The sequence below is a fragment of the Elizabethkingia sp. YR214 genome (genome assembly GCF_003058195.1).
Lineage (GTDB): Bacteria > Bacteroidota > Bacteroidia > Flavobacteriales > Weeksellaceae > Elizabethkingia.
In genome coordinates, this window is record NZ_QBUH01000002.1 from 246,064 (window position 1) to 271,399 (window position 25,336).

21 protein-coding genes are annotated in these 25,336 nt (G+C 35.1%); 17 read left to right on the top strand and 4 right to left on the bottom strand.

The annotated features are described in order from the left end of the window. Positions 1-106 precede the first annotated feature (106 nt). Together C8J95_RS04225 and C8J95_RS04230 are read right to left on the bottom strand one after the other, a co-directional pair. A complete protein-coding gene (locus tag C8J95_RS04225; protein WP_107808890.1) occupies positions 107-799 on the bottom strand; it encodes a hypothetical protein in 693 nt (230 codons plus the stop codon). A gap of 23 nt (positions 800-822) precedes the next feature. Further along, a complete protein-coding gene (locus tag C8J95_RS04230) occupies positions 823-2,907 on the bottom strand; it encodes an outer membrane beta-barrel protein (RefSeq protein WP_107808891.1) in 2,085 nt (694 codons plus the stop codon). Positions 2,908-3,281: 374 nt separating this feature from the next. On the opposite strand from C8J95_RS04230, the gene C8J95_RS04235 reads away from it, so the two are divergent. From C8J95_RS04235 to rsgA, 15 genes are all read left to right on the top strand, one after another. After that, positions 3,282-4,406: a DegT/DnrJ/EryC1/StrS aminotransferase family protein gene (locus C8J95_RS04235; RefSeq protein WP_107808892.1), complete on the top strand. Its 1,125-nt coding sequence runs from the start codon at positions 3,282-3,284 to the stop codon at positions 4,404-4,406. A gap of 17 nt (positions 4,407-4,423) precedes the next feature. After that, entirely contained in the window at positions 4,424-5,440 is a 1,017-nt protein-coding gene (gene galE, locus C8J95_RS04240; protein ID WP_107808893.1) for a UDP-glucose 4-epimerase GalE, read from the top strand. A 160-nt stretch (positions 5,441-5,600) separates the two neighbouring features. Next, on the top strand, positions 5,601-6,602 hold the full coding sequence (gene pdhA / locus C8J95_RS04245) for a pyruvate dehydrogenase (acetyl-transferring) E1 component subunit alpha (protein ID WP_059324350.1): 1,002 nt from the start codon (positions 5,601-5,603) through the stop codon (positions 6,600-6,602). Positions 6,603-6,682: 80 nt separating this feature from the next. Beyond that, positions 6,683-8,266: a 2-oxo acid dehydrogenase subunit E2 gene (locus C8J95_RS04250; RefSeq protein ID WP_107808894.1), complete on the top strand. Its 1,584-nt coding sequence runs from the start codon at positions 6,683-6,685 to the stop codon at positions 8,264-8,266. 153 nt (positions 8,267-8,419) lie between these two features. Further along, on the top strand, positions 8,420-12,283 hold the full coding sequence (locus C8J95_RS04255; protein ID WP_107808895.1) for a TIM-barrel domain-containing protein: 3,864 nt from the start codon (positions 8,420-8,422) through the stop codon (positions 12,281-12,283). Between the two features lie 235 nt (positions 12,284-12,518). Then, positions 12,519-13,193 (top strand): ABC transporter ATP-binding protein, encoded by a 675-nt coding sequence (locus C8J95_RS04265; RefSeq protein WP_107809026.1) that lies wholly within the window; start codon positions 12,519-12,521, stop codon positions 13,191-13,193. Between the two features lie 2 nt (positions 13,194-13,195). Next, on the top strand, positions 13,196-13,786 hold the full coding sequence (locus C8J95_RS04270; RefSeq protein WP_107808897.1) for a murein L,D-transpeptidase catalytic domain-containing protein: 591 nt from the start codon (positions 13,196-13,198) through the stop codon (positions 13,784-13,786). A gap of 4 nt (positions 13,787-13,790) precedes the next feature. After that, a complete protein-coding gene (locus tag C8J95_RS04275) occupies positions 13,791-14,318 on the top strand; it encodes a hypothetical protein (RefSeq protein WP_107808898.1) in 528 nt (175 codons plus the stop codon). 128 nt (positions 14,319-14,446) lie between these two features. After that, a complete protein-coding gene (gene radC, locus C8J95_RS04280) occupies positions 14,447-15,124 on the top strand; it encodes a DNA repair protein RadC (RefSeq protein WP_107808899.1) in 678 nt (225 codons plus the stop codon). A gap of 90 nt (positions 15,125-15,214) precedes the next feature. Further along, on the top strand, positions 15,215-16,957 hold the full coding sequence (locus C8J95_RS04285) for an amidohydrolase family protein (protein ID WP_107808900.1): 1,743 nt from the start codon (positions 15,215-15,217) through the stop codon (positions 16,955-16,957). Between the two features lie 156 nt (positions 16,958-17,113). After that, positions 17,114-17,725 (top strand): inorganic pyrophosphatase, encoded by a 612-nt coding sequence (locus C8J95_RS04290; RefSeq protein WP_107808901.1) that lies wholly within the window; start codon positions 17,114-17,116, stop codon positions 17,723-17,725. Between the two features lie 153 nt (positions 17,726-17,878). After that, positions 17,879-18,967: a DNA polymerase III subunit gamma/tau gene (dnaX, locus tag C8J95_RS04295; protein WP_009094735.1), complete on the top strand. Its 1,089-nt coding sequence runs from the start codon at positions 17,879-17,881 to the stop codon at positions 18,965-18,967. 137 nt (positions 18,968-19,104) lie between these two features. After that, the gene (locus C8J95_RS04300; protein ID WP_255412713.1) at positions 19,105-19,560 is read left to right on the top strand and encodes a hypothetical protein; all 456 of its coding nucleotides are present in this window, start codon (positions 19,105-19,107) and stop codon (positions 19,558-19,560) included. A gap of 15 nt (positions 19,561-19,575) precedes the next feature. Next, positions 19,576-20,655, top strand: a complete 1,080-nt coding sequence (locus tag C8J95_RS04305) for a chorismate mutase (protein ID WP_034867312.1) — start codon at positions 19,576-19,578, stop codon at positions 20,653-20,655. Between the two features lie 9 nt (positions 20,656-20,664). Continuing rightward, positions 20,665-21,588 (top strand): ribosome small subunit-dependent GTPase A, encoded by a 924-nt coding sequence (gene rsgA / locus C8J95_RS04310; RefSeq protein ID WP_107808902.1) that lies wholly within the window; start codon positions 20,665-20,667, stop codon positions 21,586-21,588. Positions 21,589-21,596: 8 nt separating this feature from the next. Here rsgA and C8J95_RS04315 read toward each other — a convergent pair whose 3' ends face one another. Continuing rightward, on the bottom strand, positions 21,597-22,232 hold the full coding sequence (locus C8J95_RS04315; protein WP_107808903.1) for an ATP-binding cassette domain-containing protein: 636 nt from the start codon (positions 22,230-22,232) through the stop codon (positions 21,597-21,599). Further along, positions 22,219-22,965, bottom strand: a complete 747-nt coding sequence (locus tag C8J95_RS04320; protein WP_255412714.1) for a hypothetical protein — start codon at positions 22,963-22,965, stop codon at positions 22,219-22,221. Before C8J95_RS04320 ends, C8J95_RS04315 begins: the two co-directional genes overlap by 14 nt. A 490-nt stretch (positions 22,966-23,455) precedes the next feature. On the opposite strand from C8J95_RS04320, the gene C8J95_RS04325 reads away from it, so the two are divergent. Next, the gene (locus C8J95_RS04325) at positions 23,456-24,388 is read left to right on the top strand and encodes a mevalonate kinase (RefSeq protein ID WP_107808905.1); all 933 of its coding nucleotides are present in this window, start codon (positions 23,456-23,458) and stop codon (positions 24,386-24,388) included. A gap of 27 nt (positions 24,389-24,415) precedes the next feature. Continuing rightward, entirely contained in the window at positions 24,416-25,312 is an 897-nt protein-coding gene (locus tag C8J95_RS04330) for a UbiA family prenyltransferase (RefSeq protein WP_107808906.1), read from the top strand. Positions 25,313-25,336 lie beyond the last annotated feature (24 nt).

The window sequence follows — 25,336 nt, forward strand, 5'->3', positions numbered from 1 at the left end:
TCGGTGAGCTTATTTTTTTATAAATTATATTTTAGGTTATTAAATGGAGATACCCCTCATTACGAGGGGTATCCTACTAAAGAATTAGTATGAATTGAATGTAAGTTTAAAATGTAGTAAGGTCGAATTGTGCTTCCTTGCCACCAAGACGGCTAAGGTTTTTAATATTACTTCGTTTAAGCGTATTATTCAGACCTTCGATAGGTTGGATAACATCATTAACCATAATGTACTTGTCCTTAGATTCCAGTTTAAAATAATTGAAATTGGTTACCAGGTATTTCTCACCACCAATAGTTAAAATAAGATTATCATTCCCTTTTTTAGCAGAGTTAACAATATCATCTGCTTTTCTGTTTTCTTTTATCTTCTCTACGCTGTCTTTTGCGTAGGCATATGTCAAATTTCTGCCTAGTATTTTAGAGAAAGCTTCACCTTTTGTATTGTTTTTTTTCATTCCAAAGCAGAAGTTCCCTGAAGGATTGGCTAAATTTCCCCAATGGTCATTTTGTGTAAAGCTTTGGTATCCGCTTTTTTCAAGTTTTATTTTAAAAACAACTTCTCCGGTTTTATTTACTGCAAATTTTACTTTGAAGTATCCATTGGTATCGGTTTCTCCAATTTTGTTATTGTTGTTATCCAGAATTGTGACTTTTTCCAGCGGCGATAGACTTTGAGAATCAACAACAATTCCGGCAAGCTCCACATCTCTGTACTGAGCAGTTCTTTCGGCAGCATAAATTTTAAAAGCAAATAATGTTGCCAAAATACTGATGAGAATATAGATTAATTTGTTCATAGCAGAATATATTTATGTTAGTTTTAGAATGTTGCAGGCGGTGCTGTATCGTTATTTAGTTTTTTCTGGATTTCATTTTTTCTTCCTTTTGCAAAGTCATAACCAATACCTAGAATAAACATGGATTTGTTATTGAAAATTTGTGTGTGCCCAGTATAACTTACAAGGCTCTCTGGTAAAGTTTTAGATTTGTATTCCGAAGGCATTCCCCACCAGTACATTCCGGTACTGAAGCTCCAGTTTTTATGTTTATAATTAACAAAAATATGGTTGGCATTCTCATTGGTATTCAAAAACGCACCGCTCAGTGTATAATATGGAATTGTATATTGGTACTGGATATTGAAAGACTTATATTCTGAAGAAATTACAAAATAGTTTCCTATATAATCATTTTTAATTACAGCTCCGGAACTGGTCTTGAATCGTTCTGATGCCGGTGAGAAAACAACTTTCACTACGAGTAGATTATTTCCAAAAGGCTTTACCGAACCGGTTAATTGCATTCCGTATTGCTGAGAGTATTGCGCGTTTTCATAGGTCAGATTATAGCCTCCAGAGGTTGGATCTGCAACATACATCTGGTTAATGGCACGATCTCTGTGCCAGAAAAATAAATTTGCATTGATATCGAAATACTTATTATTTACAGAATAAACAAGATTGTTACCCCATGAACGTTGAGTTTTCAGATAAGGATTTCCGCTTCTTATAATATTTGGAACCACCTGTACTACATTGCTACTTAAAGCAGAACTTGATGGGCTCTTAGGAACGTAGCTACTTGTAAATCTTAAACTCTGATTTTTGGTTAACTGATAACCCAGAATTAATTTCGGAGTAATAGTCCATTCATCATTTGTTATTTCTGCACTCTGATTGTGGATATTCGTTAAGCCTAAGCCAATCCGGTACATCAGTTTATTTTTCTTCCCTGAAAATTCTGTATAAAAATATTGTTCCAGATAATTTACTTCATAATAAGAGGAGCCTTGTAGGTTTTGCAAATCATTGGATATTGCATTGTTGGAAATTCTATAACCAGAACTTAACTTTCCGAAGCTGAAATCATGTGAATGCGCTACTTCTCCAACAAGGCTGGTTTGCTTTGCTTTAAGGTTCATATCATTGTCAAATACACTCTGATTGTTAGTCAGAATCCATTCTTTTGATAATTCAGCAGAATTAGTGGTGTATTTAGATCCAACGAAATTAATGCTTAACTCATCTTTTTTGCCCAGGTTCTTAGAGAAATATAAATCTATAGTAGGTTTGTTATAATCCGAAGAGGTATTTCTTAAAGTTCCGTGTTCTTCGGTTGACGAGTCTTTTGTAAAGGTATTAAATCCGTTAGCTTTTGAGAAGCTTGTTAAAATGTCAAGATTTAGTTTTGCCTGGAAAGCGTAATTCCCGGTTAGAATATTGTTATAACGTAGGGTAATTCCTTGGGTTGTGTATCCAAAGTGGTCCTTTCTGTTTTCTTCTGAGCTATAATGGCTGCCGTTTAGCATATAATCATATGTGTTTCTAAATTGTCGGTTGTCATAATCTCTTAGGTTAAAGGTATAATCCATTCCCAGATTATTTCGTCCTTTGGTATAGTTGGCATAAGCCGATCCGTTCACAAATCCCGTGTTAAGAGCTGAGCTTGCTTCTAATCCAAACACATAACCTGTTTCCGGATTTCTTGTAAGGATATTGACAACTGTATCAGCACGCAAAGCCCATCGGGTTGGTGGATTGTCATAATATTCTACTTTTATTACATCTTCAGGCTTTACCGTACGTACCTGCATATCGGTGGCCTCGACGCCATTAATTAATAATAATATTTTGCCCCCTTTTATGCTTGCAACAGAATTGGAAATAGGATCGAATTGAAGTTCGGGCAATGTTTTTAAAAGATCATTTGCGTAACGGGCTCTTTTTAAAGCTTCTTCACTAAATGTATATACAGCTTTGTCTACAAATTGTTTTTTGCGTTGTGATTTAAGGATTACCTCCTGTATCTCTTTACTTTGTTGTAAAGTATCTTTTGCAGTTTTCGTTTCCTGTGCTGTAATCAGTAATCCGGTTAATGCTGCAGCTAGTGTAATTAGTTTTTTCATATCAGTTATTTACCTAATGTTTTAGGTATACAATATTATAACTAAAATATTAGTTATAAAAGTTTTTTAATTAAATTCCTATAAATATAAAATTCAATGTTTAGTGATTAGTTTTTCTTACCAATACTAATGTTAAAAGAATACCAAAAAATAAATGATTTTATTATTTGCTGATAATCAGTTTATTGCGGTTTTTATTTGAATATAAGAGTGTTCATTTTCGTACACTGATTGTCCATTTCTGAACAGATTTACTAAAGAGATAAAAGTCTGTAAAGCTTTTCTGGTAATAGTTGTGGTGAATGAATGATATAACTCATTTTTATAACAGGTTCTGAAAATAAAATAATAAATTTGTACGATAATAGTCTTACATGAAAAAAATACAGATGGTTGACCTGCAAGGTCAATATCAAAAAATAAAAAACGAAGCAGATGCAGCAGTGTTAAAGGTAATGGAATCAGCAGCCTTTATCAACGGACCAGAAGTAAAAGAATTCACGACAGAACTACAAAACTACCTTGACGTAAAACACGTTATTCCTTGTGCCAACGGTACCGATGCTTTGCAAATCGCTTTAATGGCATTAGACCTTCAGGAAGGAGACGAAGTAATAACAGCAGATTTCACCTTTGCCGCTACGGTAGAGGTGATTCATTTATTAAAGCTAAAGTCAGTTTTAGTAGATGTAGATTATAATACGTTTACAATAGATATTGAGAAGCTAAAAGCTGCGATCACACCAAAAACTAAAGCTATTATTCCTGTTCACATATTTGGACAATGTTCCAATATGGAAGAAATACTAAAAATAGCTAAAGAGCACAATCTTTATGTAATAGAAGACAATGCACAAGCTATTGGTGCGGATTATACATTCTCGGACGGAACTAAAAGGAAATCAGGAACGATGGGTACCTTAGGAACTACATCTTTCTTCCCGTCAAAAAATCTAGGATGTTACGGAGACGGTGGTGCTATATTTACTAATGATGATGAATTGGAGTATAAAATCCGCGGTATTGTAAACCATGGAATGTACCGCAGATATTATCATGATGAGGTAGGAGTTAATTCCCGTTTAGACAGTGTACAAGCTGCAGTTCTTAGAATAAAGCTAAGACTTCTTGATGAATATGCAAAGGCAAGAAATGAAGCTGCGGCTTATTATGATAATGCATTCGCAAATCACCCGGACATCTTAGTTCCGGAGAGAGCAACAGATTCTACACACGTTTTCCACCAGTATACATTAAGAATCCTAAATGGTAAGAGAAATGAACTTCAGGAGTTTTTAACTTCTAAAGAAATCCCTGCTATGATCTATTATCCGGTAGCTTTAAGAAAGCAAAAAGCTTACTTCCAGGAAAGTGATGATGCAGATTTTGTAAATACTGATAAGTTATTAGATCAGGTCATTTCTTTACCAATGCATACCGAATTAGATGAAGAACAGTTGAAGTATATTACCGATGCTGTTTTAGAATTCATGAAATAAAAACCAAAACTATAACTATGGCAATATTAGTAACAGGAGGACTGGGGTATATAGGTTCACATACAGTAGTAGAACTTATTCAGAACAACTTTGATGTTGTGATTATCGATGATCTTTCCAATACCGAGAAAAGAGTTCTGGATGGTATTGAGAAGATTACAGGAGTAAGACCAACATTCTATCCTTTCGATTTAAAAAGAAGAGAGCTATTAACTCAGGTTTTAGAAGCTCATAAAATTGAAGGATGCATTCATTTTGCAGCCTATAAAGCGGTAGGAGAAAGTCAGGAAAAACCAGTTGATTACTACGAAAATAATCTTTTTTCTCTGATTAATATTCTTCAGGAATTTAAAGAAAAAAATATTTCTAACTTTATTTTCAGCTCATCATGTACCGTATATGGGCAAGCAGATGAAATGCCAATTAATGAAGAAACAGAACTGAAATTACCTGAATCTTCTTATGGGAAAACCAAGCAGATGGGAGAGGAGATTATCAAAGATTTCGCTATTGCCCATCATAAGAAGGTAAGTTTACTAAGATATTTCAATCCTATTGGAGCTCATCCAAGTGCCTTGATTGGGGAGTTGCCTCTTGGTATTCCAAACAATCTTATCCCTTATGTTAGCCAGACAGCAGCAGGTGTACGTGAGTATTTAAGTATTTTCGGAAACGATTATCCGACACCAGACGGAACAGCTGTTCGTGATTATATCTATGTAGTGGACTTGGCAAAAGCACACGTTGCTTCTCTTAAAAAGCTAATCGCTGCAGATACCGATACCGTTGTAGATGTTTATAATCTTGGAACAGGTAAAGGATCATCCGTATTAGAAGTTGTCAAAAGTTTTGAAACAGCTAATGATGTAGAAGTAAAATATGAGTTTAAACCACGTCGTGACGGTGATATTACAATAGCTTATGCAAATGCTTCAAAAGCAGAGGAAGAGCTAGGCTGGAAGGCTGATACCAGTCTTACAGAAGCACTGAGAACAACATGGCAGTGGCAAAAACATTTAGAAAGCAGAGATTAATAATAAAACAATTTTAGAATCTGTTCACAGAAATATAATCAGACTTCATAATCTTATGCAGAAAATAAAGAAGTTTTTTAGTATTTTTGTGCTCTCGATTCAATAATCATAAAACCTTAATGGTTATTTGTGATTATTAAATAAATAACAATAGTTACACATGAAAGAATTTTCTAAAGAAGTCTACCTGAAATGGTACGAGGATATGACGATGTGGAGACGCTTCGAAGATAAGTGTCGTTCTCTTTATTTGAAACAGAAAATCAGAGGTTTCTTACACCTTTACAATGGTCAGGAGGCAATCCCTGCAGGTTTTACACATGCAATGGATTTAACCAAAGACAGTATGATTACTGCTTACAGATGTCATATCCATCCAATGGCAATGGGGGTTGATCCTAAAAGAATTATGGCGGAATTATGTGGTAAAGTTACCGGTACTTCACATGGTATGGGTGGTTCTATGCACATTTTCAGCAAAGAGCACCGTTTTTACGGAGGTCACGGTATTGTAGGTGGCCAGATTCCATTAGGAGCAGGTATCGCTTTTGGAGATAAATATTTCAAAACTGGAGGGGTAAACATCTGTTTCTTCGGAGATGGTGCTGCACGTCAGGGATCTCTTCATGAGACTTTCAACATGGCAATGAACTGGAAACTTCCGGTAGTATTTGTTGTGGAGAACAACCAATATGCAATGGGTACTTCTGTAAAAAGAACTTCAAACCACGAGGATATCTACAAATTAGGTTTAGGATACGAAATGCCTTGTATGCCTGTAGATGCAATGGATCCTGAAAAAGTTGCAGAAGCTGCTTTCGAAGCTATTGAAAGAGCAAGAAGAGGAGAAGGACCAACATTCTTAGAAGCTAGAACTTACCGTTACAGAGGTCACTCTATGTCTGATGCTGAGCCATACAGAACTAAAGAAGAAGTAGGGATGATGAAGAATGAAGACCCTATCGAGTTAGTGAAGAGCAGAATTCTTGAAAACAACTGGGCCACTGAGACTGAATTAGAAGCTATCGACGAAAAGTCTAAAGAATTTGTTGAAGAGTGTGTAGAATTTATGGAAAACTCTGCATATCCAGATTTATCTCAGGTTTATGACTTTGTATACTCAGAGCCAGACTATCCATTCATTGATAAACTAGAAAACTAATAACGATATTAATTTAGAATTTGAGTATAAAGTATTTTTAATCTCAATTCTCAAATTTCAAATTTTAAATAAAGAAAATTATGGCAGAAGTAATCACAATGCCGCGTCTTTCGGATACTATGACGGAAGGTAAGGTTTCAAAATGGCATAAAAATGTAGGTGATACGGTTAAAGAAGGAGATCTTCTTGCTGAAATCGAAACTGATAAAGCGGTACAGGACTTTGAATCTGAAATCAACGGAACATTACTTTATCAGGGTGTTGCTGAAGGTGGTCAAGCTCCTGTAGATACTGTTTTATGTATTATTGGTAAAGAAGGTGAAGATATTTCAGCATTAATCGGTGGTACACCTGCAAAAGAAGAAGCACCTGCACAGGCTGTGGCAGAACCTGCAGCAGCTGAGCCTACTGCTTCAGCAGAAGTACCTGCTGGTGTGGAAGTTATCACAATGCCTCGTCTTTCTGATACAATGACAGAAGGGAAAGTTGCTAAATGGCACAAGAATGTAGGTGATGCAGTAAAAGAAGGAGATATTCTAGCAGAAATTGAAACTGATAAAGCGGTACAGGATTTCGAATCTGAATTCAACGGAACATTACTATATCAAGGAGTAGCTGAATCTGGTGCAGCATTAGTTGACACTGTTTTAGCAATTATTGGCCCTGCAGGAACAGATGTTTCCGGATTAACTTCAGGAAAACCGGCAGCTAAATCTGATGCAGCTCCGGCAGTATCTGAAAAGCCAGTTGCAACTCAGCCAAAAGAAGAAGCTGTTGTAGCTTCATCTACAGGTGACAGAGTAGCAATTTCTCCATTAGCACGTAAAATTGCTTCAGATAAAGGAATCGACATTTCAGCTGTAAAAGGTTCAGGTGATGGTGGTAGAATCGTAAAGAAAGACGTTGAGAACTATCAACCTTCTGCACAGGCTGCTACAACTGCAACAGCAGCTCCGGCTAAAGCCGTAGTTAACTTTGTAGCTGGTGAAGATACTGAAACTCCAAACTCTCAGGTTCGTAACGTAATCGCGAAAAGACTTTCTGAAAGTAAATTCACGGCACCTCACTACTACCTGATGGTGGAAATTACTATGGATAAAGCTATTGCAGCAAGAAAAGAGATCAACAGCTTGCCAGATACTAAGGTATCTTTCAACGATATGATCATTAAAGCTACTGCTTTTGCTTTAAGAAAACATCCACAAGTAAACAGCTCATGGGCAGGTGACAAGATCATCCACCGTGGAAACATCAATATCGGTGTTGCTGTAGCGATTCCAGACGGATTAGTTGTTCCCGTATTGAAAAATACAGACCATATGACTTACTCTGAGATTTCTGCTTCAGTAAAAGATATGGCTGCAAGAGCTAAAAACAAAGGTCTTAAAGCAAACGAAATGGAGGGAAGTACTTTCTCTATTTCTAACCTTGGAATGTTCGGTATCGAAACATTCACAAGTATTATCAACCAACCAAATGCTGCTATTCTTTCAGTAGGTGCTATCGTCGAGAAGCCTGTTGTTAAAGATGGTCAGATTGTAGTTGGTAATACGATGAAGCTTTCATTAGCTTGTGACCACAGGGTGGTTGATGGTGCTACAGGGGCTCAGTTCTTACAAACTTTAAGAACTTACCTTGAGAATCCATTAAGCTTATTGGTATAAAAGTTCAACAAAATAATAGAAAAAAGCCTTCTTCTTCATTGAGGAGGGCTTTTTTCGTATACATTGGTAATATTTTTATACATATAATGCCTTAAATACAATTATGCTTGTTAAATTTGTAAGATTCTTATTAACCAGGAAAATTTAAATATTATGAAGAGAAAATTCTGGGGTATTAAACCTACTGCCGGAGTATTATTCGCATTTGCTTCCTCAACATTTCTAACAAACTATGTACAGGCACAACAAACTGTTGCTGCTAAAGTAGAGAATGTTGCTCAGCAACAACTGAAAATAGTAGATGCTAAAAAAATTAATGCTACAACCATCGAGATTACATTCTCGAACCAACAAAAAGCTTTACTGGATTTCTATGGGGACAATATCTTCCGATTATTCCAGGACAACAGTGGAAAAGGAATGCATGATCCAGAGGCAAAGCCTGAGGCTAAAATATTAGTCAACAATCCAAGAAAAGCTGTAACCAAGCTTAATATTGCTCAGGATAATAATCAGCTGAGTATTACAACAGACAAAGTACAGGTCGTTTTCGATAAGAACACTTCTCTTTTTAAGCTTATCAATCTGCAGACAAAAGCTGTTGTTGTTGAAGAGGCAGAACCATTAAGCTTTGAGAAAAACAAAACAAGTTTTACACTAAAGGAAAATCCACAGGAATATTTCTATGGTGGTGGTGTTCAGAACGGACGTTTTTCTCATAAAGGAAAAGCTATTGCTATTGAAAATCAGAACAGCTGGACAGATGGTGGAGTAGCTTCTCCAACGCCTTTCTATTGGTCATCTAAAGGCTATGGAATGATGTGGTATACCTTCAAGAAAGGAAAATACGATTTCGGAGCAAAAGAGAAAGGTAAAGTTTCTCTGTCTCATGAAGATAATTATCTGGACTTATTCCTTATGGTAAACGATGGTCCGGTTGCTTTGCTTAACGATTTCTATCAGCTTACAGGTAATCCGGTTTTATTACCAAAGTTTGGTTTCTATGAAGGACACCTTAATGCTTATAACAGAGATTACTGGAAGGAGGATGAGAAAGGAATTCTTTTCGAAGACGGAAAACGTTATAAAGAAAGCCAGAAAGAAAATGGTGGTACCAAAGAATCTTTGAACGGTGAAAAAAACAATTATCAGTTCTCTGCACGCGCTGTTGTAGACCGCTACAAAAATAACGATATGCCATTAGGATGGGTATTGCCTAATGATGGTTATGGTGCAGGCTACGGGCAAACAGAAACTCTGGATGGTAACATTAAGAACCTGAAAGATTTTGGAGATTATGCCCGTAAAAATGGTGTTGAAATAGGTCTGTGGACGCAATCCGATCTTCATCCGAAAGAAGGAATAAGTGCATTGTTACAAAGGGATATTATTAAAGAAGTAAGAGATGCCGGAGTACGTGTTCTGAAGACCGATGTAGCTTGGGTAGGAGATGGTTACTCGTTTGGACTAAATGGTGTTTCAGACGTGGGTAATATTATGCCTAAATATGGTAATGATGCCAGACCATTTATTATATCATTAGATGGTTGGGCAGGAACCCAGCGCTATGCAGGAATCTGGTCAGGAGATCAGACTGGTGGTGTTTGGGAATATATCCGTTTCCATATTCCGACTTATATAGGATCTGGATTATCCGGACAACCAAATATTACATCTGATATGGATGGTATTTTCGGAGGCAAGAAGCCTATTATTAATACCAGAGATTTCCAATGGAAAGCATTCACACCAATGCAGCTGAATATGGATGGCTGGGGTTCTAATGAGAAGTATCCGCATGCTTTAGGAGAAACAGCAACTTCCATTAACCGTAATTATCTGAAATTAAAGTCAGAGCTTCTTCCATATTCTTATAGTATTGCGAAAGAAGCAGTAAACGGCTTACCAATGATCAGAGCAATGTTCCTGGAAGAGCAAAATGCATATACTCAGGGGAAACTGACTCAGTACCAGTTTATGTATGGACCAGCATTCCTCGTTGCTCCTATTTATCAGGAAACCAAAACCGACGATAAAGGAAATGATATACGTAACGGAATTTACCTGCCAAAAGGACAATGGGTAGATTACCTTACCGGAGAGCAATATGATGGCGGGCAGATTATTAATAACATTGATAGCCCAATCTGGAAGCTTCCTGTGTTTGTAAAACGTGGAGCAATCATTCCGTTGGCTAATCCGAATAATAATGTATCAGAAATCAATAAAAATCTTCGTATTTATGAAGTATATCCTTTCGGTAAAATTTCATTTACAGAATATGATGACGATGGAATATCCGAGCAGTACAAAGCTGGCAAAGGAGCATCAACAATTATTGAATCTAATCTGATTAAAGATAAAGCTGTTGTAACTGTACTTCCTGCAAAAGGAAATTTTGATGGACAGACAAAAGATAAAGCTACTGAATTTAGAATCAGTGTTACTGCAAAGCCAGGAAACATTATAGCTAAAGTTGGGAATAAAAAGGTTAAACTTAAGGAGGTTGCTTCATTAACAGAGTTTGAGGCGCAGGAAAATGTATACTATTACAACGAAAAACCTAACTTCAACAGATTCTCAACCAAAGGAACTGAATTTGAGAAAGTTCAGATTATAAAAAATCCACAGGTTTGGGTAAAAACAGCTAAAGCAAATATCACAACTCAAAAAGTATCTTTAGAACTTGAAGGTTATAAATTTGAGCCTAAAAATCATCTGAAAATAACATCAGGTGCACTTACAGCTCCAAAGAATGTACAGATTACAGACAAAAATCTGGAGGCTTATACTGTAAAACCTACTTGGGATAAAGTTCCGAATGCAGATTACTACGAAATAGACTTCAACGGACTGAAATATTCTACAATAAAAGATACCGAACTTCTGTTTGAAGGTCTGACTGCCGAAACTGATTATACATTCAAAGTAAGAGCAGTAAATAAAGATGGAGCTTCTGACTGGACTTCGCTTGCTGCCAAAACAAAATCTAATCCTTTAGAATTTGCTATTAAAGGAATATCCGGAACAACATCTGTAGATGCACAGGAAGGCTTTGAAGTTTATAAATTATTCGATGAGGAAGAAGGAAATATGTGGCATACAAAATATAGAGTAAAAGCCGTTCCTTTCGATCTTGTTGTAGATCTTAAATCGATTAATCAGTTAGATAAATTCCAGTTATTGCCACGTAATGATGGTCGAAACGGACTGATTAAGAAAGGCAAAGTTTCTTACAGTATGGATAAACAAACCTGGACTGATGCAGGAACTTTTGAATGGAAAGATGATTTCGATCCTAAAGAATTTAGCTTTGCATCTCATCCGACTGCAAGATATGTGAAGATTTCTGTGGAGCAGGCTGTAGGGGATTATGGAACAGGCCGTGAGTTATATGTATTCAAAGTACCGGGAACAGAAAGCTATTTACCGGGGGATATTAACAATGATAAGCTAATTGACCGAAATGACCTTACTTCTTATACCAACTATACCGGATTAAGAAAAGGAGATGCAGATTTCGAAGGTTATGTAAGTAATGGTGATGTTAATAAGAATAGCCTTATTGATGCCTACGATATATCTGTTGTTGCAACACAATTAGATGGTGGTGTAGATGAAGCAAAGATTGAAAAGGTAGCCGGGAAATTGGAAATAACAACACCTAAGCAGAATTATAACAAAGACGAAATCATTGAAGTGACTGTAAAAGGAACTAATCTGAAATCTGTAAATGCACTAAGTTTTGCATTGCCTTATAATGCTCAGGATTATGAATTCGTAGGAATCCAGACGCTAGATACCAAGAAAATGGAGAACCTTACAAATGACAGGTTGCATTCCAACAGAGAGAAAGTATTGTATCCTACCTTTGTTAATCTAGGAAAGCAGGAAGCCCTTAATGGCAGCAATAATCTGTTTATCATTAAATTCAAAGCGAAAAAGAACCTGAAATTTAATCTAAAATCACAACAAGGAATCCTTGTAGATAAGGATCTGAATTCAGTAAACTTTTAAAGATAACAGATAAATATCTAAATAAATGGCCGAAATTTCTTCCGGCCATTTTTATATTATTCAGTTTATAATAAATATAGTAACTGTAAACATTGCTGTCACCGAGCAAATCAGAAACCTGGAAAAAGGGTGGATGAAAAACTTTTTACTCCCTTTAACTTCATTTGAAAATTTATATATAACTATACAAATTCATACTTTATAACTCACAACTAATTAGTATTTTTGACGAATGATGATTAAAGCGAAAAATATATATAAATCTTACGGTTCATTAGATGTATTAAAAGGAGTGAATATCGAAATTCCGGATGCAGAAATTGTCTCTATTGTGGGAGAATCTGGTGCAGGTAAATCTACTTTATTACAAATTTTGGGTACATTAGATTCACCATCTAATACCTCTGCTAATGATACTGAAATATTACTGAATGGTAAATCTTTTCTGGAAATGTCAGATAAAGAACTATCAAGATTCCGTAACAGAAATATAGGTTTCGTATTCCAGTTTCATCAACTTCTGCCTGAATTTACAGCATTGGAAAATGTACTATTGCCGGTAAGAATTTCGGACAAGCCAAATCCAAATGCCTTGGAAAAAGCACACGAACTTTTTGATGAACTTAAAATCGCACACAGAATCCATCATAAGCCAAAAGAACTTTCCGGAGGAGAAGCGCAGCGTGTTGCCGTGGCAAGAGCACTAATTAATGATCCGAAAATCATCTTTGCAGATGAGCCTACAGGAAACCTGGATTCTAAAAATGCAGACAGCCTTCATCAGCTATTCTTTGATCTTAGAGATAAATACAACCAGACATTCGTTATTGTAACCCATAACCAGGGACTTGCTGAAAGTACTGACCGTAAATTGGTGATGAAGGATGGCCAGATTGTGGATGGATTCTAGAAATGAAGAAATATTTATTTCTTTGTCTTTTTGGAGTTATAGCCATCGCACTGGCATCAAATATTGGCTTTAATAAATCCGCATTCAGCAGTTCGCCGAACAATAGAGTAGAAGAGGTAAGAAAATTTGCTTCAGAAAATGGCTACAATGAAAAAATTGCCTTTTTTGTAGATTTCTCCATTACTTCCAATAAATACAGATTTTTTGTCATTGATTTAAAATCAGGAAAAATTCTTGAGAAAGGTTTGGTTGCCCATGGTTCAGGGTCTGAGAGTGGTAAAGCGAATGGAAAGCTTAAGTTTAGCAATACCGATGGTTCCTATTGTTCCTCAGTTGGTAAATATATGATAAAGAATAGCTATAGCGGAGACTTTGGCAAAGCATACAGGCTCATTGGCCTGGATAATACAAATAGTAATGCTTTTAGCCGTGCTATTGTGCTGCATAAGTATTCAAAAGTTCCAGATAATGAAACTACAAATCCTATTGTACTTAGTTTAGGTTGTCCGATGGTTTCACCTTCTTTTTTTAGTATCTTAGAAAGGTATATAGATTCTTCAGAAAAGAATATCGTTTTGTATATATACGATTAGGCCTATGGATAAAAAAATACTGATTAAAGCTACAGAATGGGGTCTTGTAATATTTGTTTCGTTTTATATGGCAACATATGGTGCTGCGAAATATATTCAGTTTGATACTGTAAAAAATTATAATGGAAAAGTTTCCGAAATGTCCGGACATCAAATTATGTGGGCATTCTATGGTTATACTGTGGCCTATCCTTTAATCATTGGTTTTTTCGAAATATTAGGGGCAGTTTGTTTACTGTTTTACAGAACAAGAATCTTTGGGGGAATTCTTTTATCAATTCTTCTTTTCAATATCATCCTTCAGGATTACTTCTACGAGATATTAGCATTGGGTAGCGCTATATTTTTTCAGCTCAGTATTTTTATTATTCTTTATATAAATAAACAGCGCGTATTTGCTCTGATTAAAAACATGTTCTCCGGAATACAAACTGGAGTGACATATTCCAATAAAGATAAAATACTTATGTTAATCGCCATTGCTATTATGGTTGCTATGCTTGTTCTGATGAAAAGCTTACTTCATATATAAAAGTAAGTCGATTGTTTCTTGGGTGTTTACTATTTAAATTAACTTGCGTATTTTAGTGTATTATTTTAATATTATAGTTTAATATATTAATTTTATTTCTTATATTTAACAGCAACAGGATATTAAATATGAAAGTGAAATCCCTTGCTGAAGATGATCGGCCCCGTGAAAAATTTTTACTGAAAGGCAAAGAGGCTCTTTCGGATGCAGATTTGCTAGCTATTATTATAGGATCTGGTAATATAGGGGAAAGCGTAATAGAACTAGGAAGAAGAATATTACGATCGGTAAACAACAATTGGCATCAGTTGAGTTTGCTTACGGTTAAAGATCTGATGAAGTATAAAGGAATAGGAGAGGTGAAAGCAATAACCATTGTAGCTGCTCTGGAAATAGGGAGAAGAAAAGCCTTGCAGGAAGTTTCTAAAAATCCTGTAATAAGCAATAGTAAAGATGCTTTCAATATATTACATCCGTATTTAGGAGATCTGCATCATGAAGAATTCTGGTGTCTGTTTCTTAATCAGAGTAATACGATTATTCATAAAGAGAAACTTACCCATGGTGGTATCGACCAATCTATTGTAGACGCCAGAATATTATTTAGTATTGCCTTAGATCATCTTGCAACAGCCATTGTCGTTGCACACAATCATCCGTCCGGAAATTTAAAACCAAGCCGACAGGATATACAGATTACAGAAAGTCTTAAAAATGGCGGAGAACTTTTGAATATAAAACTTTTAGATCATCTTATTATTTCTCAGGATTCTTTTTTTAGTTTCAGCGATGAGGGTATTCTTTAAACATTAATTAATAATTTTTTTTTCATGGAAAAAGTTTCCTGAAAAATTGAATTACTTCAATTAACTTTGTTTTACACCAAATCAGGAATTATGAAAAAACTTCAGTCTATATTTTTTGCTGTAGGATTATGTTCTGTCAGCATATATTCTCAGACATTTATCAAGAATGTGACAATTGTTGATGTTGTCAATAAAAAATTAGTGCCGGCACAAACAGTTGTTATTAACAAAGACGTTATTGCTGATGTACAATCAGCCAGAAAAAAAACATTTCCTTCTAATGCTATAATTATAGATGGCACAGGGAAATACCTAATGCCCGGTATGACGGATGCTCACGTACATTTTTTTCAAAGTGGAGGGCTTTATACAAGACCAGATGCCTTAGATCTTAGAAAATATGTTCCTTACAATAGGGAGATAGAGATGGGGCATCAAAATATGGAAGCTCTATTGAAGAGGTATTTAATGGCTGGTATAACAAATGTTATAGATGTGGGATCAACTTATAATTTTTTAAAATTAAGAGATTCACTTTCTGGAAATAAACTATTGCCATCAGTTTATATGACAGGGCCTTTGCTTACTACATACGAGCCTCAGGTATTTATAGGGCTTAAGAATGATGAACCTTTCAGGTTGGTATCAACAATTGAAGATGCTAAAAAAGCAATCAACGAGCAGTTACCATATCGTCCAGATTTTATAAAAATATGGTACATTGTTTCTTTAGGAAAAGAAGGAGTTGAAGCAGAAGCCAGAAAATATGAACCGTTGATTAAAGAAATTATTCAGGAAGCTCATAAGAACAAATTAAAGGTTGCTGTACATGCTACGGAAAGGATTGCGGCGCAAATAGCTGTACAAAATGGTTGTGATTTTCTGGTACACAATATAGAGGATGAAATTGTTTCCGATAGTTTTGTTCAGTTACTGAAGTCAGGAAAAGTTATTTTATCACCTACTCTCACAGTTATGGATAATTATTATAATACGTTTGGACAGAAGATTAATTATAATACATATGACTTAAAGAATTCAGATCCAGAGGCAATCGGCTCAATATATGACATAAAGCATTTATCTAATGCAGTAATTCCTACGCTTAAACAAAGATTTGATCAGCCGCAGATGAAGACCCGTATATCTCGTACAGATTCGATCCGTAAGGTCAATCTGAAAAAATTAATTGATGGAGGCGTTGTCATTGCTGCTGGAACTGATGCTGGAAATATCGGAACACAACATGCTTCATCTTTTCAAAATGAGTTAAAATCAATGCAGGAGAGTGGACTATCAATATGGCAGGTATTGCAATCTGCAACCATTAGTCCTACTAGAATATTGGATAAAGAAATGGTGTCCGGAAGCATTACAAAAGGTAAAATTGCAGATATGATTCTGTTGAATGAAGATCCGACAAAATCTATTGAAAATCTTACTGCTATAAATAAGGTTTTCAAAAATGGTAATGTACTAGATCCTGAAAACTTGGTTTCTATAACCCCTGAATTGTTGGTACAGCAACAGCTCAATGCGTATAATGCCAGAAATATTGAAGCTTTTCTTGAACCATATTCTGATGATGTTGAGATTTATACTTTTCCAAATACTTTGATAAGTAAGGGAAAAGATGTGATGAGAAAATCTTATACCGAGATGTTTACAAAATTGCCAAACTTGCATTGCGAACTTAAGGGAAGAATTGTCCAGGGACATATAGTAATAGACAGAGAAAGTGTATCCGGAATAAGGAGTAATACGAATGTTGAGGCTACTGCAGTTTATGAAATAAAAAATCACAAAATTATAAAGGTATACTTCATCAGGTAGGCTTCTAAAGGTGGCTGCAGATAAAATTAATTTAAAAATTGAAAATTTAAAACCATTTATTTCAAATAATTTGTAATTTTGCACCCTGTTTTCGTATTCGAAATTGTTAATTTCATATTACGGAGCAATTGTAAAACTTAAAATATAAACAATTATATGAACCCTAAATTCAAAGCCCATCCTTGGCATGGTATCAGTGTTGGAGAGAAAGCTCCGGAAATTGTAAATGTTTTCGTAGAGATCGTACCTTCTGATACTATTAAATATGAAGTAGATAAAGAAACTGGTTACCTGAAAGTAGACAGACCACAGAAGTTTTCTAATATCATCCCTGCTTTATATGGTTTCGTTCCACAGACTTACTGTGAGGATGCTGTAAAGGATTTGGCTGTTGCTAATGGTTCTGTAGACGTTAAAGAAGGAGATCACGATCCATTGGATATTTGTGTTCTAAGTAGCCACAACATCAATGGTGGAGGTATGATTTTAGAAGCTATTCCAATCGGTGGCTTTAAAATGATTGATAAAGGAGAAGCTGATGATAAAATCATCGCTGTATTAGTAGATGACCAGGTTTATGGTCATATGAGAGATATCTCCGACCTTCCGATAGCTGAAGTTAACCGTTTGAAGCATTATTTCCTTTCGTATAAAAACTTACCGACTGAACCAGCCGTAGTAAGAATTGATGACGTATATGGGGCTGAGCACGCAAAAAAAGTTATAGAAGCATCTATAAAAGATTATAACCAACATTACGGAGAATAATCTTAAGATAATAAAAAAGATAAAAGCGCTTCTATTTACTTAGAGGCGCTTTTTTTGTTTAACAGTATAAAATAATATTAACAAAGGAAAAATTAGAATCAAAGAATTCTGAAAAACTTTTGATTTCGTCTAGCTTTTTTTTATTTTTGAGGTATGGAAAACTTTATAGTATCTGCACGTAAATATCGCCCATTAGAATTTGATACCGTTGTTGGGCAATCCCACATTACAGATACTCTGGAGCATGCTATAGATAACAATCAGTTAGCACAGGCACTTCTTTTCTGCGGGCCGCGTGGTGTAGGTAAAACTACATGTGCACGTATCCTTGCCAGAAAAATTAATGAAAAATCAGGAGCTTCGGATGATACAGGATTTGCATTTAATATTTATGAATTAGATGCAGCATCAAATAATTCTGTAGACGATATCCGGGAACTGATTGATCAGGTTCGTTTTGCCCCTCAGGTTGGAAAATATAAAGTATATATTATCGACGAGGTGCACATGCTGTCTACTGCAGCATTTAATGCTTTTCTTAAAACATTGGAAGAACCGCCTGCACATGCTATTTTTATCTTGGCAACTACCGAAAAGCATAAGATAATACCGACGATTTTATCAAGATGTCAGATTTATGATTTTAAAAGAATTCAGATAGAAGATATCCAGAATCATCTACGCAAGATAGCAGACAAAGAAGGTATTCAGTATGAAGACGATGCTCTGTTTCTGGTAGCCCAAAAGGCAGATGGTGCTTTACGTGATGCTCTTTCCATTTTCGACCGCCTTACAACCTTTACGCAAAGAAATATAACGCTTGCCAAGGCGGCAGAAACACTGAATATATTAGATTACGATTACTATCTGCAAATTGCAGATTTTGCAAAATCTAATGATATTCCAGGAATTCTATCCAAACTGAATGAGATTGTAAATAAAGGATTTGATCCACATATTTTTATCGGAGGACTGGGAAGCCACTTCCGTGATCTGATGATGGCTCAGAACCCTAATACAATTAATCTTATAGAAGTAGGAGAGAAAACAAAAGCTAAATATGTAGAGCAAAGTCAGAAATGGACAGCACAGGAACTTATCGATGCTTTGGAAATCTGCAATCAGGCAGATATTAACTATAAGAATTCTAAAAATCAACGTCTCACTGTTGAAATCGCTCTTATGCAATTAGCTTCACTTTCCGTAAGTGATGCCACTAAAAAAAAAAGTTTAGAATCTTAGCACCGCTTTTAAAAGCTGTAGCTAAAGCGAATCAGGAACAAACTCAGGTTACTCAGAATCAGAAACCGGTTTCTACGGAAACAACGGCTATTCCATCTTTATTAGATAATCCAAACAAACCCAAAGAAGTAAAACCATTGGAAGATATTTCTTCTTTTAGCATTACCGGATGGTTGAATAAAAAAGAGGAAGTAAAGACGGAAAAGGTAGAAGTAAAAGATAATTTACCTGCAAATCATTTTTCTGAAGTAGATTTATTGCATGAATGGAAGCAGTTCCTAGATAATCTACAAGATGATGATCCGGTGAAGTTTTCAGCCATAAAAGTCTGTAAATTACAGAAGAAGGATGAAAATAAAATTCTTATAAAAGTACCTTCTGAAGCTGCTAAATCCGAGTTTGAGACCGTAAGAAAAGATTTTTTATCTGTATTTCAGCGGAAAGTCAATAATTTTCATATTAAAAGTAAATACGTGGAGGATGAAACTTTGCAAAAAGAAATCATTACCAAACGAAAATTATTTGATAAATTTGCAGAAAAGAATCCATTTCTTAAGGAGCTGGACGATTTAATGAAGTTTGATTTTTCCTAAATTCTCAAATTAAATATGAATCTAAACGAAGTAAAGTCTGATTGGATATCAGAACTAGGATCACCGCTAGTAGTTGCGGGACCATGTAGCGCGGAAAGCGAGTCACAAATGCTGGAAGCAGCCAGAAGAATTAAAGAGAGCAACGCCAATGTTTCTGTATTTCGTGCAGGAATCTGGAAACCTCGTACAAAGCCAAATGGTTTTGAAGGAGTAGGGGTTATTGGTCTTAACTGGCTGAAAAAAGTTAAAGAAGAGTACGGTTTTAAAACAGCAACTGAGGTAGCTAATGCAAATCACGTATTTGCAGCATTAGAAGCTGATGTAGATATCTTATGGATCGGAGCACGTTCTACTGTAAACCCTTTTACAGTTCAGGAAATTGCTCAGGCACTAAGAGGTACAAACAAACCTGTACTTGTTAAAAACCCAGTTAACCCGGATCTTGCTTTATGGATCGGGGCAATGGAGAGATTATTAGGACAAGATGTTAAAAACCTTGGTGTAATCCACAGAGGTTTCTCTAATTACCAGAAAACTAAATACCGTAACGTTCCAAACTGGACAATTGCACTTGACTTCAAAAAGCAATTCCCAAATATTCCAATGATTGTAGACCCTTCTCACATCTGTGGAAACAGAACAGGTTTAGCTGCTATCTCTCAGGAAGCTCTAAACTGTGGCTATGAAGGTCTTATGATCGAAACTCACCCGAATCCGGATGAAGCATGGAGTGATGCTGCACAGCAAATTACTCCGGAAGTTTTAGCTGAATTACTGTCTAACCTGAAAACAAGAAATCAGGATATCTCCGGATACGAAGATGAAATGGGGAAACACAGAACATTAATCAGCGATATCGACTTCCAGTTAATCAGCCTTCTTAATCAAAGAATGAAGGTATCTGAGAAAATCGGTACATTGAAAAAAGAAAATAACATTGCGATCTTCCAACCGGACAGATGGAAAGTTATTGCTGAATATGCAGCGCAAAAAGCTGATGAAACGGGAATGTCAAGAGAATTTATCGAGAAAGTATTCAACGCTATTCACGAAGAATCTATTGATGTTCAGAATAACATTATGATTAATAAATAATTATTGCTTATGAGGGGTATTATCATAAAATCTACCGGAAGCTGGTATCAGGTTTTAGATCAAGAATCCGGAAAAATTTATGAAGCCCGTATCAGAGGCAAATTTAAATTAATAAAAACCCGACTGACCAATCCTTTGGCAGTCGGGGATTTTGTTGAGTTCTCGCTGGAACAGGATGACATTGCATGGATTACAAAGATAGAACCACGAAAGAACTATCTGATCCGTAAAGCTGTAAACCTGTCTAAAGAAGCTCACATTATAGCTTCCAATATTGATATTGGCTGCATCCTTTTCACGCTGAAAATGCCGGAAACTTCTTTAGGTTTTTTAGACCGTTTTCTGGTATGTTGTGAGGCTTATGATATAAAGCCTTTAATTCTTTTCAATAAAGCTGATTTGCTAGACCAGGAAGAACTGGAATATGCTGAAGATATAGCTACTGTATACCAGTCTATAGGCTATGATTCTCTTTTTGTTTCTTCTGTATCCGAACTGAATATGGTAGGTCTCAGAGATATTCTAAAAGATAAAACGTCAGTATTCTTCGGACACTCAGGAAGTGGTAAATCTACTTTAGTAAATGCTTTAAACCCTGAAGTAAATCTAAAGACGGGAGATATATCTGATATTCACCTAAAAGGAAAACACACGACTACATTTGCCCAGATGCATTTCTGGCCTTTTGGCGGTCAGGTAATTGATACTCCCGGAGTTCGCGAATTTGCAATGATTGATGTTGAGAAAGAAGAAATCCAACATTATTTCCCGGAAATATTTAGCATTTCCGAAAATTGCAAATTTAATAACTGTTTACATATAAACGAACCAAAATGTGCCGTTTTAGATGCATTAGAGCATGAAGAAATCCTGGAATCCCGTTATGCTACTTACATTAAATTAATGGAAGAAGCAGAAGAGCAAAACCAATAATCCTTTTCTTAAAACTTGAAATTGTGTAGCTGATGATAATCAGCTTTGTCAATAACTCTGTTAATACTCCCATTTTGTAGTATGGCGATTTTGTCACAGGTATGAAATAAGGTTTCTATGATATGAGAACTTACAAGAACAGCTTTGTTTTCAGATTTTAGATCCTGGATAATGTCGTACAAAACATGTACACCTTCAAAGTCAACACCATTAAATGGTTCATCCAGTATATTAACAGGCTTGTCCAATAATAGCATCCCTATAAGGGCTAATTTCTTTTTCATTCCGCTGGAATAGTCCTGTGCAAATTTTTCTAATGGAAGTCCAAATTTGTCGGTCAACATATTGTATTTTGATTCTTTGTCTTTAGAAAAATAGCCAAGGTATTCTTTTCCGGTAATGTACGGATAGAAATAGTTCTCGGTTTCCAGATAAGATATATTTTCCCTTTTTAAAGATTCGTTGTGCCAGTTGATAGTTCCACTGTATTTCACATTTTGATACAGGGATTCGAACAAGGTCGTTTTTCCGGCTCCGTTCTTTCCGAGAATACCGATAACAATGCCTTCCTCTATATTCAGGCTAAGGTTGTTAAGAACATTCTGAGCTTTAAAACTTACATTCAGATTTTTAATTTCCAACATATTTGCTGATATTTTCTTTTGCAGATTTAATGTTATCGATAATAATTACAATGGCAGGGATAATAGTTATAGTATATATAAAGTAGGATAAATGTATTCCCATATCAAAATAATTAGTTTTCTCCTTATAATGATAAACTTTATACTTTCTGGTTAATGCCAATACAAGAAATAAATTCATAAAAAGAATATAACACAGTAACAATAAACTGTTTTCTCTATTCAGAATTAAAAAGCCTATATAAACAGGCAGAAATAAGAGATTGAATAATTTCATATTCTTACGGATCTTATCTTTCAGAGTATATTTTCTGAAATACATTTCCAGCATTTCTTTATTTTCATTATCAGAATATAACCTCGGGAATAAATCCAACGCAAACAATCCACAGAAAATTAATGTTGAAATATGATAAGAGGATGCTATAATAACAAGATAGGCGAGAATAGCTGTAACTGTATTTTTTCTCAGTAAACATTTCCATTCAAAAAGCTCATTGGGAATAAAATCCCAATTAGAAGTAACATTAATTTTTGTCTTTTGATAAAAAAATGAAAAGCTTGTAATCAGAAATAATCCAGCTAAGCCCAATATATCGGATTTATAGTGTATATTCCCAAGAAGTAAAAACAGATAAATGAATGCCGATTCTATGAAGATGATAAAACGCCAGTTTTGTATAAAAGCATTTTTTAGAAAAGGAATATCTTTTCTTCTGTAATGAAATGACAAAGTTATTAAAAAAATGAGTAGGGGATATATTCGATTGTCAGGAAGTTTAAGCATGATTAAAACTCCTGCAATAATTAAAAATGGTAAAGCAATCTTACCCTGAAAGCTGAAAATTCGAAAGCACTGACTAATTCTGAAAATAAAATGATGGAAAATTGCTTTCAAATTCTATGGTTATTGGATGGATAGGCTGTATTAATAATATTACTACATCCCAAATTTATGAAAAATCACTTTCTATTGAATAATTTTAATAAACTTTATAATTTATAGCCCATTGTTCCCTTTATAATAAGAATATAAAGGCTTTAATCTGAATTGAAATTAGAAAAGAATCCTATATTGGGAAGCTAAATAAGATTTTCTGGCCGGAAATTTGCTTAATGCTACCCGAATTTATAGATCCTTAATAATGTTATTGAATATATTTTTAATAAAAATAACATTCGGAAAATAGAAATTTTGTAATTTTGTAGCATATAAAATACACATGGCGAATCCTTTATTTTATGCAAAAATAATTTTGTTCGGAGAATACGGAATGATTGAAGATTCTCAGGGACTCGTTGTGCCTTATAGTTTCTATAAAGGAACTTTAAAGTTTTCAGAAACTGACTCAGATTCTGAATTCGAGATCAATTCTAACGAACATTTGCAAAAATATTCAGACTTTCTTTCAGATCTAAACCTTTCTGATGATTTCAGACTAGATATTGAAAGCTTTAAAAAGGATATTTCTAATGGTCTTTTCTTCGACTCTAATATTCCGCAAGGCTATGGAGTAGGAAGTTCAGGAGCTTTAGTAGCTGCTATTTTTGAACGTTATTCAGTTAACAAACATAATCCGGAAAATATATCAAAAGATAATCTAAAACACCTTAAAGCTGTTTTCGGAGAAATGGAAAGTTATTTCCATGGTAAAAGTTCTGGTATGGATCCGTTAATTTGCTATATGAATCTGCCTATCCTTATTGAAAACAAAGAGAACCTGGACAGAGTTGCGTTACCTGAGGGTGAGCATGGCAAAGGAGCTGTTTTCTTAATAGATTCCGGACAGATAGGAGAAACCGGACCAATGATTCAGATTTTTTTCGAGAAACTGAAGAATGAAGGTTTCCGCAAAACATTAAAAGACGAATTTATCCGATACAATAATGCCTGTATTGATGCGTTTTTGAAAAAAGATATGAATCCTTTCTTCAGAAACCTAAAAAAACTATCACACTGGGCATATGAGCATTTCAGACCAATGATTCCGGAAAATATTTTCAATGCATGGAAAAGAGGTCTGGATACCAATGCATACTACCTGAAACTTTGCGGTAGCGGAGGAGGAGGTTATATTCTTGGTTTTACCAAGGATTATGAAAAAGCCGACAAAATGTTAGAAGGTTTCCAGAAGGAAGTTATCTATCGTTTCTAATAATTAAATTTTAAAATTTCAACAAGTGTGAAGAATCGTTTGCTCTCCAGATTATCTGTATTTATAGGATTTTTGCTGGGGGCAAGAGCTTTTGTCACATTTCTGCTGATTTTCGCATTATACGTTTCAACATTCTTTTTATTTAATCAGGAAGAAAGCCTGAAGAGTTTTGTTTTTGATTATAAAGTACACGGAATTATATTTTGTAGTTTCCTCAGTATAATGGCTGGAGGTATTATTAACCAGTTTTATGACCGCGAAAAAGATAAAATAACCAAACCTTTCCGTAGCAAACTACAAAGCTTCCTTGGGCAGAAGTATTATTTGTATGTTTATCTTACACTAAATGTACTCTCCTTAGGGGTTGCAGCACTTATTTCCGAAAGAGTATTTATTTTCTTTCTTATTTATCAGTTTCTGATGTGGTTTTATAGCCATAAACTAAGTAAAATTCTTATTGTAAATAATCTTACGTTTGTTGGACTCAGTCTTTACCCTTTCTTTGGAATGCTTATTTATTATCAGACTTATTCACCCCACCTGATGATGATGTCGGTATTCCTGTTCCTGATACTGCTTACTATAGATATTGTTAAAGACCTTCTAACCAGTAATGCCGATCGTATTTTTGGATACGACACAATTGCCAACAAGTTTGGTATAAAGACAGCCAAAATTGTTGCAATTGTATTGCTTATACTCAATATTATTGTGTCAGCACTTATTATCAGAGGAAATGCCGTACACTATCTGATGTCCTATTATTTCTGTGTAGGTATGTTTATTCAGGTAATTGTGGTGTATTTGTTACTCAACAGAACCAAATTTCATAGTTTTTCGGCCCTAAATCTGTTACGTCTGTGGGTGTTTATTGGGATTTTATGCATGTTATCTGACGGAATTCTTACCTATCTTCATTACTAGCTTTTATTTTTCGTAACTTTGCCG